The following is a 14,972-nucleotide window of genomic DNA, read 5'->3' on the forward strand; positions in this document are numbered from 1 at the left end:
ACGCCGACCTGACGAAGGGAAACCCGCTCTTGGCTCGCGCCCACCACAAGCCGCTGTTCTTCACCGATCGTGACTTCCAGTCGTTCGCCGGCGCACCCGACCCGGCGGACGTGACGGCGGTGGCGCACGAGAGCGCGGCCGTGCTCGTGGGCGCGGGGCGCACCAACTCCGACCCCGAGGTGACGCGTCGACTCATCGCGCTCACCGACGAGATCGGCCTGTCGACGCTCGCGCAGCTGTGGTCGGGGCGTCCCGCAGTGTCCCTCCCGGGCGCGATGTGGCGCCTCTACACGCTGCGCGAGTGGGTGCGGCGGGCGTCGGTCGAGGCGTCGGCGGACTACACGGCCGGAATCCGGCACGCGCAGGTTTCGCACGCGGTCGCTGGGTCGGCCGACCCGTACGGCCCGAAGGAGATCGAGCACCTCGTCGACCGCATTCTCGAGGGCGCGTTCACGGGTGACTTCGCCGTAGCGCTCGAGCGGGCTGCCGCGTTCTGCCGCGTCGTCGCGAGCGGACGGGCCGAGCGCGCGGAGCGTCACGACGGACACGACGATGCTCGAGCCGACGGTGAGGCGCGTAGCGCTGCGCTCCTCGGTGACACGGCTCGTGACCTGACGAAGTGCGCCGCCGTTTGGCGCATCGGATCGCTCGACTGATGTGGAGCGCCTGCTCGACGACGGTGGGCAGACTTTCCTGCGCTCGGGCAGCGTCTCCCTCGGCCCGACTGCAGGAAACCCTGCCCAGCGATGACGCCGGCGGTAGGGGCGGTCCCAAGGTCGTGGCACATGCCACCCGTTCGGGGAATGAAATCGCCGCACTCAGTCGTTAGGCTTGAACGTGCGCTGGGCCGCGGTAGCCCCGGGTCCCAAATTCAGCCGCCACGAGCGGCCACGTGCCGAGAGGCGCTCCCGGCCCAGCGTGCTTCACGTCGGAACGCTCACCTCGCTGCTGCGGGGTGAGCGTTTTCATGGGGACGGAACCATGGGCCTCAGTGCTCGAGCAGGTAGTGCTCGGCGGCGTCCCGACGCGCCTTCTCGCGGGCCCGTCGTCCCTTGCCGCGCCACTCGCAGACGTGACACACGCCGAAGCTGAAGTTGCCGTCGTCGATGATGCCGGGGGTGTCGGAGAACACGATCTCGTCGGGGGTCGGCTCGGCCCCTCGCTCGATGACCTGCTTCTTGCGTCGCTTGAGGATCTTCTTGCGCGACGTTCCCCCGAGCGCGATTGCTTCATTCGCCACGCCCCCAAGTGTGCATGACGTCGTGGTGAACGACAGGCGAAGAGGCCCCGGATATCCGTGTAATGATCATCACGCTTGTGGACGCTTGTCCAACTAGGTTGCTTCACCGGTTGGGGTGAGACGCGGGTACGGCTGCAGGCGGACGCTGTTCGAGAAGGACGAAGGCCTCCGACACGCGCAGTGTCGGAGGGCCTTGCCGAAGCCAGAGGTAGTGAACCTCGCTCAGCGATTCTTTCCTGGCTGAGCTCGGTGCGGCGCTCCGGTCCGGTGCTCGCTACGCTGCGCTCCGATCCTCACGCCGCTTCGATGCGCGACTCCGTACGCCCGGAGCCCGGGGCACCATCCTCGCTTCGCTGCGGTGGTACCCCGGGCTCCGTTCTTCGTCGACACGACCTCCGCTCAGCCGATTCCTTCTTGGCTGAGCTCGGTGCGGCGCTCCGGTCCGGTGCTCGCTACGCTGCGCTCCGATCCTCACGCCGCATTCGCTCAGCCGATTCCTTCTTGGCTGAGCTCGGTGCGGCGCTCCGGTCCGGTGCTCGCTACGCTGCGCTCCGATCCTCACGCCGCATTCGCTCAGCCGAAGCGGCCCGAGATGTAGTCCTCCGTCGCCCGCTGATCCGGGTTCGAGAACATCTTCTGCGTGTCGTTCATCTCGACGAGCATGCCCGGCTTGCCGGTGGCCTCGAGGTTGAAGAACGCCGTGCGGTCGGCCACGCGGGCGGCCTGCTGCATGTTGTGCGTGACGATGACGATGGTGTACTCGCTCTTGAGCTCGTTCATCAGGTCCTCGATGGCGAGGGTCGAGATGGGGTCGAGCGCCGAGCACGGCTCGTCCATGAGGAGCACGTCGGGGGAGACCGCGATCGCGCGGGCGATGCACAGACGCTGCTGCTGACCACCGGAGAGGCCGGCGCCCGGCTTGTCGAGGCGGTCCTTCACCTCGTCCCACAGGTTCGCGCCGCGCAGCGACTGCTCCATCTTCTCCTTGAGCACCTTCTTGTCCTTGACGCCGTTGAGGCGCAGGCCCGCGACGACGTTGTCACCGATGGACATCGTCGGGAACGGGTTCGGGCGCTGGAAGACCATGCCGACGGTGCGGCGCACGGCCACCGGGTCGACGCCCGGGCCGTAGAGGTCTTCGTTGTCGAGGAGCACCTTGCCCTCGACGCGACCGCCCGGGATCACCTCGTGCATGCGGTTGAGGGTGCGCAGGAACGTCGACTTGCCACAGCCGGACGGGCCGATGAAGGCCGTGACCGAACGGGGCTCGATGACCATCGACGCATCCTTGACGGCGAGGAAGTCACCGTAGAAGACGTTGAGGTTCTGAACGTCGATCCGCTTGCTCATATGACTCAGTTTCCTTCGAAGTCGTATCCGACGATGCGGATGTCAGTTCTTGACCTTGCTGAAACGGCCCACGAGGCGGCCCAGCAGGTTGAGGATGAGAACGAGGAGGATGAGGGTGCACGCGGCAGCCCAAACGCGCTCGTTCGTTGCCGGAACGGCCATGTTGTCGCGGCCCTCGTTGATCATCGTCGGCAGCGTTCCCATGAGGCCGTCGAAGAGGTTCGTCGAGAGCGACTTGAAGTAGGGCCCGAGGATGATGAGCGGTGCCGTCTCACCCATGACGCGGGCGAGGCCGAGCAGGATGCCCGTCACGATGCCGGAGAAGGCAGTCGGGAGCACGATCTTCATGATCGTCTTCCACTTCGGCACACCGAGCGCGTACGAGGCCTCACGCAGTTCGTTCGGCACGAGCTTGAGCATCTCCTCCGTCGAGCGCACGACCACGGGGATCATGAGCAGGACGAGGGCGAGGCAGACCGCGAACGGGATGCGGTCGAGGCCGAAGGTCGTCACCCACAGGGCGTAGACGAACAGAGCCGCGACGATCGAGGGAATACCCGTGAGGATGTCCACCATGAAGCTGACAGCCTTGGCGAGGCGGCCGCGGCCGTACTCGACGAGGTAGACAGCGGTGAAGACACCGATCGGAACGGCGATGAGAGCCGTGACGAAGGCCTGGATGAGCGTGCCCTGGATCGCGTGGGCAGCACCGCCGGCCTGTTCGCGGCGGCCGACACCGCGCTGGCTCTCGGTCCACCAACCCACGTCGAGAAGCAGACGGCCGCCCTTGGAGATGACGGTCCACATGATCCAGACCAGCGGGACGAGCGCGATGAGGAACGCGGCCCACATGACCACCTTGGCGATGGTGTTCTTCGCCGCGCGGCCACCGGACTGGCCCTTCTTGCCCAGGCTTCCGGAAGCCTGGTCCACAGTTGCCGTGCTCATTCGGAGAAGGCCTTCCTGCGTTCGATGACGATGCGGGCGAGCGAGTTGACGATGAACGTCAGGATGAACAGCACGAGACCCGCCGCGATGTAGGCGCCGGTCTTCGTCGGGTTGTCGAACTCACCTGCGTTGTTGGCGATCTTCGAGGCGAAGGTCTCACCGCCGGTGAACAGCGACCAGCTCCAGGGTGCGTTCGGGGCGAGCGCCGACACGATCATCATGACGGCGACGGTCTCACCGAGCGCGCGGCCGAGACCGAGCATGGAGGCCGAGATGATGCCGGGCTTGCCGAAGGGGAGCACCGCGGTGCGGATGACCTCCCACTTCGTCGCACCGAGCGCGGTGGCAGCGTCCTTGTGCGCCTGCGGCGTCTGCGCGAAGACCTCGCGCGAGAGTGCCGTGATGATCGGCAGGATCATGATGGCGAGGATCACGCTGACGAAGAAGATCGTGCTTCCCGCACTGGTCTGCGTCTTCTCGAAGAAGGGCAGCCAGCCGAGCACCGACGTCAGGACGTTCTGTACGGGCTGGAAGTGCGGGCCGATGGTGAACACGCCCCACAGGCCGTACACGATCGACGGGACCGCGGCGAGCAGATCGATCAACGCTGCACCAGGCTTGGCCAGCCACGACGGGGCGTACTGGGTGAGGAACAAAGCGATGCACACCGAGAACGGCACCGCGATGGCCATAGCGACCAGCGAGGTGGCGACGGTGACCCACAGCAGGCGGGCGATACCGAACTGCAGCGGGTTGGTGTCGACGTTCCAGTCCTGCGAGAGCAGGAAGTTCGAGTCGTTGTTCGTCAGGGCGGGGATCGCCTGGATGACGAGGAAGGCGCCGACGAGGGTGACGAGGGCGACGACGAGGATGCCTGCGCCCGACGCGAGTCCGGCGAAGATCTTGTCGCCCAGACGGCCGGTCGAGGCACCGTCGCTAGAGGGTGTGCGCCCTTCCGGGCCGCCCTCGTGCAGGTCGTCGTCCGGGCCGGGAGTGTCGGCCGCGGAGACGCCGGTGATTGAACTCATGAGGTATTCCTGCCTCTTGCGTACTGATCGATCGGTCGAAGGTGACGCCCATATCTGCAGTCGATCCGTGTGCTCGGAACGTGCCGCGGGGTGCTCGGGGCGGAAACCCCCCCGAGCACCCCGTCAGGCGTCAACCGTCACTTGATGGCGTTGACGGCCGTCTTGACCTTCTCCTGGACGGAGGACGGCAGCGGAGCGTAGCCCTGCTCCTCGAGGCCCTTCTGCACGTCCGCGCTCGCGAAGTGGTTGAGGAAGGCCTTGACGGACTTGCCCGTCTCGGCGTCCGCGTACTTCGAGCAGACGATTTCGTACGTGACGAGGACGATCGGGTAGGTGCCCTTCTCCTTCGTCGTGTAGTCCAGCTTCAGGCGAAGGTCGTTGCCCTTGCCGTCGATCTTGGCGGCCTCGACGGCCTTACCGGCCGACTCGCCCGTGAGCTCGACCGCGCCGGCGCCGTTGTCGATCTTGGCGACCTGGAGGCCGTTGTCCTGCGCGGCCGACCACTCGGCGTACGTGATGCCACCGTCGGTGGACTTCACGGCGGAGGCGACACCGGCGGTCTTGGCCTTGCCCTCACCCTTACCCGTCCACTTCTTGGCGGGCTCGGCCGTCCAGTTGTCCTTGGCCGCACCGTTGAGGTACTTCGTGAAGTTCTCCGTCGTACCCGACTCGTCGGAACGGAAGAAGACCTTGATGTCCTTGGACGGGAGGGTGACGCCCGAGTTGATCTTGGCGATCGCCGGGTCGTTCCACTTCGTGATCTTGCCGTTGAAGATGTCGGCGAGGACGGCCGGCGTCAGCGTGATCGGGTCCTTGACGTCCTTGAGGTTGTACGACACGGCGATCGGGCCGGTCACCATCGGGATGTTCCAGGCGTCGGAGCCACAGGCCGTCTTGGCCTCGTTGACCTCGATCTTGCCGTCCTTCTCCTTCGTCTTGAGCGCGGAGTCGGAGCCGGCGAAGTTGACCTGCTTCGCGATGAACTGCTTGATGCCGTTACCCGAACCGGTGCCGTTGTACGTCACGGTCGCGTCGGAGCAGTTCTCGCCGTAGGAGTTGATGGCCTCCTGGATGGCGTTGTCCTGGGCGGTCGAACCCTCGGCCTTGAGGGCCTTCGTGCCGCACTCGGAGGCGGCCGAGTCGCCGCCAGAAGCCTCGGAGGACGAGTTGTCGGAGCCTGACGTCTCGCTGCCACAGGCGCTCAGGGCGAGGGCGCTCGCGAGGGCGACGCTGGAGATGCGGGCAATGCTCGTGATCTTCACGGTAGGAGTACCTCTCGAAAACTGGATTCCGGGCATGCGCCTGGACGTGATGGAACATAGGCGTCGAGAGTGACCGGATGGCCCTGCTTCGGTGAACGGAGCGTGAACGTGACGCCCGCCCGAATGAGATGTGCATCACATCCGTTTCCGACCGGCGGTTGGCCGCGTCAGCGTTCGAGCACAGGCGTGCGCAACCGCTCGACCGAGATCACCTGAGCGTTCGCTCCCGAGCCCAGCATCTGACACACGAGAACCTCGCCCTTGTCCATGCCGTTGGCCTTGATACGACCGAGCAGGCGACGGGCCGGAGATCCCTTCGGAGCGTGCTCGGACAGCGTTGCGACGAGCGCCGGCAGGAGTGGGCGGTGGGTGCACAACGCGACCGGTAGACCGCGTTCGAACGCCTTGACGAGCTGTCGCCCGGCCTTGGCGGGGGAGACCTCGAAGGTCTCCTCGGACAACGCGGCCTTCGTGCGAAGCGGCGTGCCCGTGGCGTTCGTGAACGGCTTGACCGTCTGGACGCAGCGGGCCGACGACGACGAGACGACGCGCTCGGGCGTCCACGCACGGAGGACCGGAACGAGGGCCTTCGCGCGCTGCTTGCCGCGATCACTCAGGGGGCGTCGAGCGTCGTCGGAACCGCGGTAGGCAGAGCGGGCTTGAGCGTGAGAGTGACGTACGAGCAGCAACGGCCACGTCTCGAGGCGCCCGGTGAGCTCCGCTTCGACGAGCGCGTCGAGTGGCAGGTGATCCCGCGAGTAGCTCAGCTTGCGCCGGGCATTCTCAACGGTGAGCCAGCGGACCTCGTCGACCTCGTGGTCGAGCGCGCCACTGCCGCCGACGACCTCGGCCGCCCAGTAGCGCACCACCTTGGTGCTGCCGTTGGCGAGGCCGTAGACGAGTTCGGGCAGCGGAATGCCGAGACGGACGGCCAGACCCGTCTCCTCGAGCACCTCGCGCACAGCCGCCTCGGCGAACGTCTCGCCGGGGTCGAGTTTGCCCTTGGGCCAGGACCAGTCGTCGTAGCGGGCGCGGTGGACGAGCGCCACCTCGAGGCGTCCCTGACGGCGGCGCCACACGAGCGCGCCGGCGGCAGGAACGACCTGGGGGTTGCCGCGCCGGGCGTGGTTCACCCGGTTCGCCGGGCTCACCGGCGGCGGCCCTTGCGGCGACGCTTGGAGTAGGCCTCGATGAGGTCGGCTTGGTAGTCGTGCTTCGGCTCGCCGTTGGCGAGGAGATTCTCACGGTGCCAGCGGCCCTCGGCGTCGAGACGCCACGACGACGTCTCGTCGCTCATGCCTGCGGCGACGAGGTCCACGAGCGTTGAGACCTGGCGCTCGTCCGTGAGCCCGACGAGAGCCTCCACGCGCCGGTCGAGGTTGCGGTGCATCATGTCGGCGCTGCCGATATAGACCGTCGGCTCCTTGCCCTCGATCTCGAAGATGAAGACGCGGCTGTGCTCGAGGAAGCGACCGAGAATCGAGCGGACCTCGATGTTCTCGCTGAGACCCGGCACACCGGGGCGCAGGGCGCAGATGCCGCGTACGAGCACGTTCACCTTCACGCCGGCCTGCGAGGCGCGGTAACAGGCGTCGATGATCTGCTCGTCCACGATCGAGTTCACCTTGATCGAGACGGTGGCCTTCTTGCCCGACTTGGCGGCCTCGATGCAGGCGTCGATGCGTTCGAGCAGCCCGCTGCGAACCGAGCGCGGGGCGACGAGCAGGCGCTTGAACTTGGCGCGCGGGGCCATGCCCGAGAGCTGGTTGAACAGGCGTCCGATGTCCTCGCCCACGTCCGGGTCGGTGGTGAGCAGGCCCAGGTCTTCGTACAGGCGCGCCGTCTTCGGGTTGTAGTTGCCGGTGCCGACGTGGCAGTAGCGGCGGATGCCGTCGCCCTCGTGACGCACGACGAGGCACAGCTTGGCGTGCGTCTTGAGCCCCACCATGCCGTAGACGACGTGGACGCCCGCGCGCTCGAGCTTGCGGGCCCAGGAGATGTTGTTCTCCTCGTCGAAGCGGGCCTTGATCTCGACGACGGCGAGCACCTGCTTGCCGGCCTGCGCGGCGTCGATGAGCGCCGTGATGATGGGGGAGTTTCCGCTCGTGCGGTAGAGCGTCTGCTTGATCGCGAGGACGTCCGGGTCGGCGGCGGCCTGCTCGACGAACGCCTGCACCGACGTCGAGAACGAGTCGTACGGGTGGTGCAGCAGGATGTCGCTGCTGCGCATCGCGCCGAGGATGTCGGGGGCTTCGGAGCGCTCGACGGGTGCGAGCAGCGGGTGCGTCTTCGGCAGGAAGCGCGGCCACTGCAGCTCGCTGCGGTCGAGATCGGCGATGTCGCCGAGGCCACGCAGGTCGAGCGGTTCGGGCAGGCGGAAGACCTCGTCGTCGCTCACGCCGAGTTCGCGGGTGAGCAGTTCGAGGACGTGGGCGTCCATGTCGTCGGCCACCTCGAGGCGCACAGCCGCACCGAAACGACGACGCGTCAGTTCCTTCTCGAGAGCCGTGAGGAGGTTCTCCGCGTCGTCCTCCTCCACCTCGAGATCCTCGTTGCGGGTGACGCGGAAGGTGAAGTGCTCTCGCACCTCCATGCCGGGGAAGAGCACGTCGAGGTGCTCGGCGATGACGTCCTCGAGCGTGACGAAGCGGGCGTGGTAGAGCGCGTCCTCGTCCGGCCCTGCAGGCAGCTTCACCATGCGGGGCAGCAGCGGCGGCACCTTGACGCGGGCGAAGTGCTCGCGCTCCGTCTTCGGATCGATGAGCAGGACGGCCAGGTTGACCGACAGGCCCGAGATGTAGGGGAACGGGTGCGCCGGGTCGACGGCGAGCGGCGTGAGGACGGGGAAGACCTGCGACTCGAAGTAGCGGCGCAGGTACTCGCGGTCGGCCTCCGTCAGCTGTGTCGGCTTGAGCAGCTGGATGCCCTCGTCCTCGAGCGCCGGGCGCACCTGGCGCTGAAAGACGCCCGCGTGGAGATCCATGAGGTCGTGCGAGGCGCGGGTGAGGTCGTCGAGGAGCTCGCGCGGTTCGAGGCCGGACGCCGAACGCACGGCGAGACCAGCAGCGATGCGGCGCTTGAGGCCGGCGACTCGCACCATGAAGAACTCGTCGAGGTTGCTCGAGAAGATCGACAGGAAGCGGGCGCGCTCGAGCAGCGGCACGTTCGGGTCGGTGGAGAGCTGCAGGACGCGCTCGTTGAACTGCAGCCACGACATCTCACGGTCGAGGAAGCGATCGCCCGGCAGATCGTTCGGAGCCTTGTCGCGTTCGGCGTCAGGGCGGGGAGCGTTCTCGGCGGCCCGCGGGCGTGCGGCGGCGCGGGGCTTGAACCGGGCGACGGCAGCCGACGACGTGGTGTTCGGCGCGGGTGGCGCCACCTCGCCGGTGCCCGTTGCTGCATCCAGCGTGGCGTCGGCGCCGGCCGGAGTGGCGGTACGTGCACTTGCCGGCGTCTGCTTGCCGGAGCCGCTCTTGGCCGGCGTGCGCTTGCTCGCGGAGGCCTTCGGGGTGTTTTTCGAACCGGAGGTCGAGGCAGTCATGCCCCTATCGTTACAGGCTCTCGGCGCCGGTGTGAACGTAGAGGACGTCCTGAGCCGATTTGTGGAATCCGCGACGTGTGTAGGTGGCCTTGGCGGGCTCGTTGTCGCCCTCGACGTAGAGCTCGACCTCGTGGACGCCGAGCCCGGCGAGGTGGGCCAGCCCGAGGTTCGTCAGCGGTCCGGCGAGCCCGCGGCCCTGGTAGGCCGGTGCGACGGCGACGACGTACACCTCGCCCGTGTCGCTGCCGGGCTCACGCTTCGTCCAGTGCGACGCGGCCAGTTCGCCGCTCGGCTCGTGCCACACGAGAATGAGCCCTTCGCGCTCGAACCACTCCTCTGCCATACGCGCGCGCAGGTCGTCCATCGTCATACGGCCCTGCTCGGGGTGGTGGACGAAGGCCGCCGCGTTCACGTCGAGCCAGGCCCGGGCCTGGTCGTCACTGCCGTCGAAGGGACGGGCGACGAACCCCCCGGGGAGCTCGACGTCGAACGTCTCCTCGGGGCTGACCTCGCGGCTCATCTGCCACAGGTCGCGCACGCGTTCCAGACCGAGCGCCTCGGCCAGGGCGCGCGCACTCTCGAAGTCGCCGTGGGCCCACACGCCGTAACGCTCGACGTTCTCCCCTTCGGCAGCGAGCAGCGCCGTGGCGACGCCCCGGCGGCGATGCTCGGGGTGCGTCACGAGATCGCACGCGGCGCCGTCGCCCTCGGCGTCGACGAGGACGCCCACGATCGTTTCGTCGCTGTCGCCCTCGGCAACGCGCACCACGCTGTCGCCGGCGCCACGCTGGATCGCCAGGCGCGACTCCTCGTTGAGCGCGCCGACACCGTCGACCGCCTCGGCGCTCGCGGCGAGGGCGAGGATCGCGGCGGAGTCGTCTGGAAGATCGGCGGGGCGTACGCGAAAGATCATGCAACCACCCTAACGAGCGGCATCGGGGCGCCTCGTTTGCTCGACGAAGCGGTAGCCGACGTTACGCACGGTGCCGATGAGGGCGTCGTGTTCGGGGCCGAGCTTCGCGCGCAGGCGCCGCACGTGGACATCGACGGTGCGGGTGCCACCGAAGTAGTCGTAGCCCCACACCTCCCGCAGGAGCTGATCGCGCGTGAACACACGGCCGGGGTGGCCGGCGAGGTGTTTGAGCAACTCGAACTCCTTGTACGTGAGATCGAGCGCAGTGCCGCGGATGCGTGCCCAGTAGGCGTCCTCGTCGATGACGAGTTCACCCGCGGTGATGCGCGCCGTGCGCTCCTCGTCGGCGCCCGAGCGAGCGAGGGCGAGCCGGATGCGAGCGTCCACCTCGGCCGGCCCGGCGGTGTCGACGAGAACGTCGCTGACGGCCCACTGCGTGGTCAGCGCCACGAGGCCGCCCTCGGTGAACACGCCGATGACGGGCAGATCGGGCAGCAGCTTCTCGAGCGACGTGGAGACGCCCCGCATGGCGACCAGATCGGAGCGCGCGTCGAGCAGGACGAGGTCGGTGTCGGTGCGGGTGGCAACCGCCGAAGCCTCCGGGGCGATGACGCGAACCCGGTGGGCGAGCGCCCCCAACGCGGGCAGAACCTCGACGCTCGCACCGCGTGCGTTCGTCAGCAGGAGGAGGTGCGCCACGCGTCAAGACTACGGTTGGTGCAGGTAAGCTACCGAAAGGAAGGGCCGAAGAATGGACACGACGAGCGTCCGAGTTCGCTACTGGGCCGGCGCCGAAGCGGCCGCCGGTGTGCAGACCGAAGACCTCGACGTCTCGGGTGCGAACCCTGTCACCGTGGGACACGTGCGCCGCGCGGCGCTCGCAGCGCACCCGACGATGGGTGACGTCCTGGCGCGCTGCAGCGCCCTGGCCGACGGTCGGCGTCTCGACGACGACGCCGTGGTGGCCGAGGGCGTCACGGTGGAACTTCTCCCGCCGTTCGCCGGGGGATGAGCGAGGGTGGAAGGATGGGCGCGTGAGCGTACTGACAGCCCCCACGCCGTCGCTGCGCGCCTCGGGCGCCCTGGCCGGTGTCCTCGCCGGCGGCGCGGTTGCGGTCTCGAGCGCCCTGCCCGTCGGAGGGGTCGCCTTCGTCAGCCTCGCGCTCGGTCTCGTGCTCGCTTGGGGCTGGCCCCGGTTGGTCAATCTGCCGAGCCCTCGCGGTACGAGTACCGTCCTCGCCCTCACGGCCGTGGCCCTCACGGCGACGATGGTGGCCGGCGACGCAGGTGATCGAACCCGCTGGGCCGGCGCGGTCGTCTCGCTCGGACTCATCGCGAGTTTCCTGCACCAGCTCATGCGCCAGGACGGGCGTCCGCGCCTCGTGATGTCACTCGCCGGCACCGCCCTCGGGCTCGGTGTACTCGGCGCCGGTTCCTACCTCGTGCCGGCCGCTGACGACGTGACCTCGCACCGCCTGCTCGTGAGCGTCGGCGTCGCGGCGGCGCTCGGTTGCCTCATCGACGGCATTGCCGGGGCGACGTCCCGACGCCTGGAGATGGGGATGGGCCAGACGATTCTCGGTGGCCTCGTGGGTGCCGTGGGTGCCGTTGCGGGCCTCGACCCGGTGGTCGCGATCGCGGCGGGTGCCCTCACGGGTCTTCTGTCGTGGGCCTGCCTTCGCACGACCGTCACGATCGCGACGTCGGCGCATCGGCGCGCACAGCTGGCCGCAGGCAGTGCCTGCGTGCTCGTGTGCGGATTCCTGCCGGTGGCTCTCGCCCAACTCGTCTGACGGCTCGCGCCAGAACCGCAGCGCGGCGAAATCTGCCGCGCACAGCTTGGGATCAGACGCTCACTCGACGCGCTTGAGCTCCGCCGAGGCGTAGCTCTGCAACGGGTTGCCCCCCTGGGCGATGTCGTAGGCCCACATGAGGTTGCTGTTGACGTAGCCGAGCAGACGAGCGCCGGCGCTGTACTCCGGCGCCTGCGGCGAGCGGATGACGCCGTCGGTGCGCAGTTCGATCTTCGCGGGCGACGTGGTGCCGTAGTACATCTCGACGATGCCGGAGGGATGGGTCACCATGAACTCCACCTCGTTGTTCGCCAGCGGCCGCCAGTAGCCGAACTCGGTGTCGATCGGTTCGACCTTGTTGCCCTCGTCGTCGAGCTTCCACATCTTCGAGTGCCACTCGAGGAAGGGGCGGTCGTCGTGGCTGACGACGACCTCCTGGCCGAAGTTGGCCGACTCCCGGCCGGGGTAACCGATGACTCCGGCACCTTCCCAACGGCCGATGAGCCAGGCGAGGGGTGCGAGTTCCTTGGGCATGTTCACATCAAGTTCGAAGGGCACGCGACCAGGCTAGTCTGTCGCGTGCCCTTCGAAGGTGCTCGGGGAGCGTCAGCCGCCCTTGCGGCCGTTCGGGACGCCCGTCATGTCGTCCTTGCGCAGACCGTCGCTCAGCTTCTTCAGAGCGGGTTCGTCGACGTAGTCGACGGAGCCGGCGCCCGGCTCGTTGCCGAAGCCGGTGATGGGCGCGGTGTAGAAGGTGATGTTCTCCTGCTTGAGGCCCCGCAGGCTGTAGGCCAACGACGTCATGTAGTTCGTCGTGAAGTCCTTGTCGACCGCGAGGTTGTTCGAGATGTCCTTGGTGATGTTCGTGATCGTCATCGGGTTGGACAGGACGCCGCGTGACTTCGCCTTCTGGAAGATCGCGAGGATCCACGCCTGCTGGTTCTTGCCGCGGTCGATGTCTCCCTGCGCGAGCTGCTTGCGCTCCTGGACGTAGCGGCGCGCCTGGAGGCCCGTGAAGTGGTTCATGCCCTGCTCCCACTTGCCGTCCTTGCCGAGGTCGACCGGCTGCTGGACGTACATGTCGACGCCGCCCATGTGGTCCGTGAGCTTCTCGAAGCCGGAGAACCCTATCTGTGCGACGTGGTCGATGCGCACGTTCGTGGCCTTCTCGATCGTCTGCACGAGCAGCGTCGGGCCACCGTAGGCGTAGGCGGCGTTGATCTTGTTCCTGCCGTGCCCAGGGATGTCGACGTACATGTCACGCGGGAAGTGCACGACCTCGACCTTCTTGCGGTCGTTGCTGATGTGCACGAGCTGGATGACGTCGCTTCGGCTGCCGTCGCGAAGGTTCGTGTCGCGGCTGTCCGAGCCGAGCAGGAGGATGTTCTGTGAGTCGCCTGCCGCGTCGTCGCGCTTCACGGTGCTCGAGGGGAGCAGGTCCTCGCGCGAGATGTCCTTGTCGAGGATGTACTTGAGGTACAGCAGGAAGCCGCCCACGGCAAGGATGACGACGAGCAGCATGGCGAGCAGGATGTAGAGCAGCGTGCGTAGCTTGCCGCGCTTCTTGCGACCGGCAGCCTGCGCGCCCGCGCGCCTTTCGGTGTGGTGTGAGGAGGCAGCATCCGAGGAGCGAGTGCTTCGCTCCTCGGCGGGCTCGTCGTCCATGGCGTGACGAGGCGTATGTGGCGGCTGCTCGGACATGGTTCAAGCATAGGCGGGGCGCCTGGGGATTTCGTGTGCTGGCGTACCGTGGCGGGTGTGAACGAGGACGTATGCAACGAGACCCCGAACGAGTCGACGTCAGGGCCGGCGTCGCCCGCTCTCACCTGGCCGGGAGCGGTCGCGGCGGACGGCGTCTGGTCGAACGTGGCAGCCCACTACGGCGACCCACTGCGCGAGCAGAAGATGCTCGAGGACGGTGTCGGTGCCGTCGACCTCTCGTCGCGGGGTGTCGTTCGGGTGAGCGGACCAGACCGCCTCAACTGGTTGCACTCCATGACGACGCAGCACCTGGCGAACCTCGCGCCGTTCACCTCGACGCAGGCTCTCGTACTCGGGCCCAAGGGGCACGTCGAGTACGACCTGCACGTCGTCGACGACGGAGAACGCACTTGGATCACGACCGACCCCGGCAAGGCCGCGGGTCTCGCCGAGTTCCTCGAGCGGATGCGGTTCATGTTGCGGGTCGAGGTCGAGGACCTCACGGATTCCTACGCTGTCATCGGTGAACCCACCGCAGCGCCGTCCACCCCCGAGGAGTTGCGTGAGCGCGGTGTCATCGCCTGGGTCGACCCGTGGCCGCGGATGGGGGAGGACTCTGCCGATTACTCGGGCGGTGTCGAGCACCCGGGCGCCGACTGGTCCTGGCGGGAGCTCGTCGTCCCGCGGGAACGCTTTGTCGAGGAGTTCGGCGACCGCGCCCCGGTGGGCCTGTGGGCACTCGAGGCGCTGCGCGTCAATGCGTGGCACCCGGACGGCTTGGCGGAGGTCGACCACCGCACCATCCCGCACGAACTCGATCTCCTGCGCACGGCGGTTCATCTGCACAAGGGGTGCTACCGAGGTCAGGAGACCATCGCGCGCGTCCACAACCTCGGCCGTCCGCCGCGTCGACTGGCCTTCGTCCACCTCGACGGAAGTGGGCACACTCTGCCCGACGTGGGGGCCGACGTCACGGTGGCCGGAACGGAACGGCCCGTCGGGCGCCTGACGTCGGTGGCTCGTCACCACGTCGACGGCCCCATCGGTCTCGTCGTGCTCAAGCGGTCGACGCCAGTCGATGCGGAACTGTACGTCGGAGGGGTGGCTGCGGCTCAGACGCCGATCGTCCAGCCGTGACACGCCCGGGCTGTCCGCCCGCGACCCATAATGTGACATAAATCACATTTGCTGTCGCG

Annotated in this window: 15 protein-coding genes; 4 read left to right on the forward strand and 11 right to left on the reverse strand. The window is 67.8% G+C overall.

Translation table 11 applies throughout. The features are described 5' to 3' along the window. Window positions 1-29 precede the first annotated feature (29 nt). The gene (locus tag D1832_RS08265; RefSeq protein ID WP_118913441.1) at window positions 30-656 is read left to right on the forward strand and encodes a hypothetical protein; all 627 of its coding nucleotides are present in this window, start codon (window positions 30-32) and stop codon (window positions 654-656) included. 332 nt (window positions 657-988) lie between these two features. On the opposite strand, the gene D1832_RS08270 is transcribed toward D1832_RS08265, so the two are convergent. From D1832_RS08270 to D1832_RS08310, 9 genes are all read right to left on the reverse strand, one after another. After that, a complete protein-coding gene (locus D1832_RS08270; protein WP_047312352.1) occupies window positions 989-1,240 on the reverse strand; it encodes a hypothetical protein in 252 nt (83 codons plus the stop codon). A gap of 573 nt (window positions 1,241-1,813) precedes the next feature. Further along, the gene (gene pstB, locus D1832_RS08275; protein WP_118913442.1) at window positions 1,814-2,590 is read right to left on the reverse strand and encodes a phosphate ABC transporter ATP-binding protein PstB; all 777 of its coding nucleotides are present in this window, start codon (window positions 2,588-2,590) and stop codon (window positions 1,814-1,816) included. Between the two features lie 42 nt (window positions 2,591-2,632). Next, window positions 2,633-3,538 (reverse strand): phosphate ABC transporter permease PstA, encoded by a 906-nt coding sequence (pstA, locus tag D1832_RS08280; protein ID WP_118913443.1) that lies wholly within the window; start codon window positions 3,536-3,538, stop codon window positions 2,633-2,635. Next, window positions 3,535-4,566, reverse strand: a complete 1,032-nt coding sequence (pstC, locus tag D1832_RS08285; protein WP_118913444.1) for a phosphate ABC transporter permease subunit PstC — start codon at window positions 4,564-4,566, stop codon at window positions 3,535-3,537. Before pstC ends, pstA begins: the two co-directional genes overlap by 4 nt. A gap of 137 nt (window positions 4,567-4,703) precedes the next feature. Next, a complete protein-coding gene (pstS, locus tag D1832_RS08290) occupies window positions 4,704-5,828 on the reverse strand; it encodes a phosphate ABC transporter substrate-binding protein PstS (protein ID WP_118913445.1) in 1,125 nt (374 codons plus the stop codon). A gap of 167 nt (window positions 5,829-5,995) precedes the next feature. After that, a complete protein-coding gene (locus D1832_RS08295) occupies window positions 5,996-6,979 on the reverse strand; it encodes an NUDIX hydrolase (protein WP_241510931.1) in 984 nt (327 codons plus the stop codon). Continuing rightward, complete coding sequence (locus tag D1832_RS08300) at window positions 6,976-9,369, reverse strand: RNA degradosome polyphosphate kinase (RefSeq protein ID WP_118913446.1); 2,394 nt, start codon at window positions 9,367-9,369, stop codon at window positions 6,976-6,978. The genes D1832_RS08295 and D1832_RS08300 overlap by 4 nt, the downstream gene beginning before the upstream one ends. 10 nt (window positions 9,370-9,379) lie before the next feature. Further along, window positions 9,380-10,282, reverse strand: coding sequence for a mycothiol synthase (gene mshD / locus D1832_RS08305; RefSeq protein ID WP_118913447.1), 903 nt, complete (start codon window positions 10,280-10,282; stop codon window positions 9,380-9,382). Window positions 10,283-10,291: 9 nt separating this feature from the next. Further along, window positions 10,292-10,981 (reverse strand): winged helix-turn-helix transcriptional regulator, encoded by a 690-nt coding sequence (locus D1832_RS08310; RefSeq protein WP_118913448.1) that lies wholly within the window; start codon window positions 10,979-10,981, stop codon window positions 10,292-10,294. 52 nt (window positions 10,982-11,033) lie between these two features. On the opposite strand from D1832_RS08310, the gene D1832_RS08315 reads away from it, so the two are divergent. Both D1832_RS08315 and D1832_RS08320 read left to right on the forward strand, forming a co-directional pair. Next, entirely contained in the window at window positions 11,034-11,294 is a 261-nt protein-coding gene (locus D1832_RS08315; protein WP_047312344.1) for a MoaD/ThiS family protein, read from the forward strand. A 22-nt stretch (window positions 11,295-11,316) separates the two neighbouring features. After that, window positions 11,317-12,075, forward strand: a complete 759-nt coding sequence (locus tag D1832_RS08320) for a hypothetical protein (protein WP_047312343.1) — start codon at window positions 11,317-11,319, stop codon at window positions 12,073-12,075. A 60-nt stretch (window positions 12,076-12,135) separates the two neighbouring features. Here D1832_RS08320 and D1832_RS08325 read toward each other — a convergent pair whose 3' ends face one another. Together D1832_RS08325 and D1832_RS08330 are read right to left on the reverse strand one after the other, a co-directional pair. After that, window positions 12,136-12,633: a heme-binding beta-barrel domain-containing protein gene (locus tag D1832_RS08325; protein WP_118913449.1), complete on the reverse strand. Its 498-nt coding sequence runs from the start codon at window positions 12,631-12,633 to the stop codon at window positions 12,136-12,138. A 48-nt stretch (window positions 12,634-12,681) separates the two neighbouring features. After that, window positions 12,682-13,776 (reverse strand): LCP family protein, encoded by a 1,095-nt coding sequence (locus tag D1832_RS08330; protein WP_118913450.1) that lies wholly within the window; start codon window positions 13,774-13,776, stop codon window positions 12,682-12,684. Between the two features lie 57 nt (window positions 13,777-13,833). Here D1832_RS08330 and ygfZ point away from each other — a divergent pair, with 57 nt between their 5' ends. Next, window positions 13,834-14,913, forward strand: a complete 1,080-nt coding sequence (gene ygfZ / locus D1832_RS08335) for a CAF17-like 4Fe-4S cluster assembly/insertion protein YgfZ (RefSeq protein ID WP_241510932.1) — start codon at window positions 13,834-13,836, stop codon at window positions 14,911-14,913. Window positions 14,914-14,972 lie beyond the last annotated feature (59 nt).

Source organism: Dermacoccus abyssi, assembly GCF_003515945.1.
In the GTDB taxonomy this organism is placed as follows: Bacteria; Actinomycetota; Actinomycetes; order Actinomycetales; family Dermatophilaceae; genus Dermacoccus; species Dermacoccus abyssi.

What these genes read in the sequence shown, in the direction of transcription:
- mshD (WP_118913447.1), bottom strand. Translation starts at nt 10,282, where the DNA reads ATGATCTTTCGCGTACGCCCCGCCGATCTTCCAGACGACTCCGCCGCG.
- D1832_RS08300 (WP_118913446.1), bottom strand. Translation starts at nt 9,369, where the DNA reads ATGACTGCCTCGACCTCCGGTTCGAAAAACACCCCGAAGGCCTCCGCG.
- pstB (WP_118913442.1), bottom strand. Translation starts at nt 2,590, where the DNA reads ATGAGCAAGCGGATCGACGTTCAGAACCTCAACGTCTTCTACGGTGAC.
- D1832_RS08315 (WP_047312344.1), top strand. Translation starts at nt 11,034, where the DNA reads ATGGACACGACGAGCGTCCGAGTTCGCTACTGGGCCGGCGCCGAAGCG.
- pstC (WP_118913444.1), bottom strand. Translation starts at nt 4,566, where the DNA reads ATGAGTTCAATCACCGGCGTCTCCGCGGCCGACACTCCCGGCCCGGAC.
- pstA (WP_118913443.1), bottom strand. Translation starts at nt 3,538, where the DNA reads ATGAGCACGGCAACTGTGGACCAGGCTTCCGGAAGCCTGGGCAAGAAG.
- D1832_RS08330 (WP_118913450.1), bottom strand. Translation starts at nt 13,776, where the DNA reads ATGTCCGAGCAGCCGCCACATACGCCTCGTCACGCCATGGACGACGAG.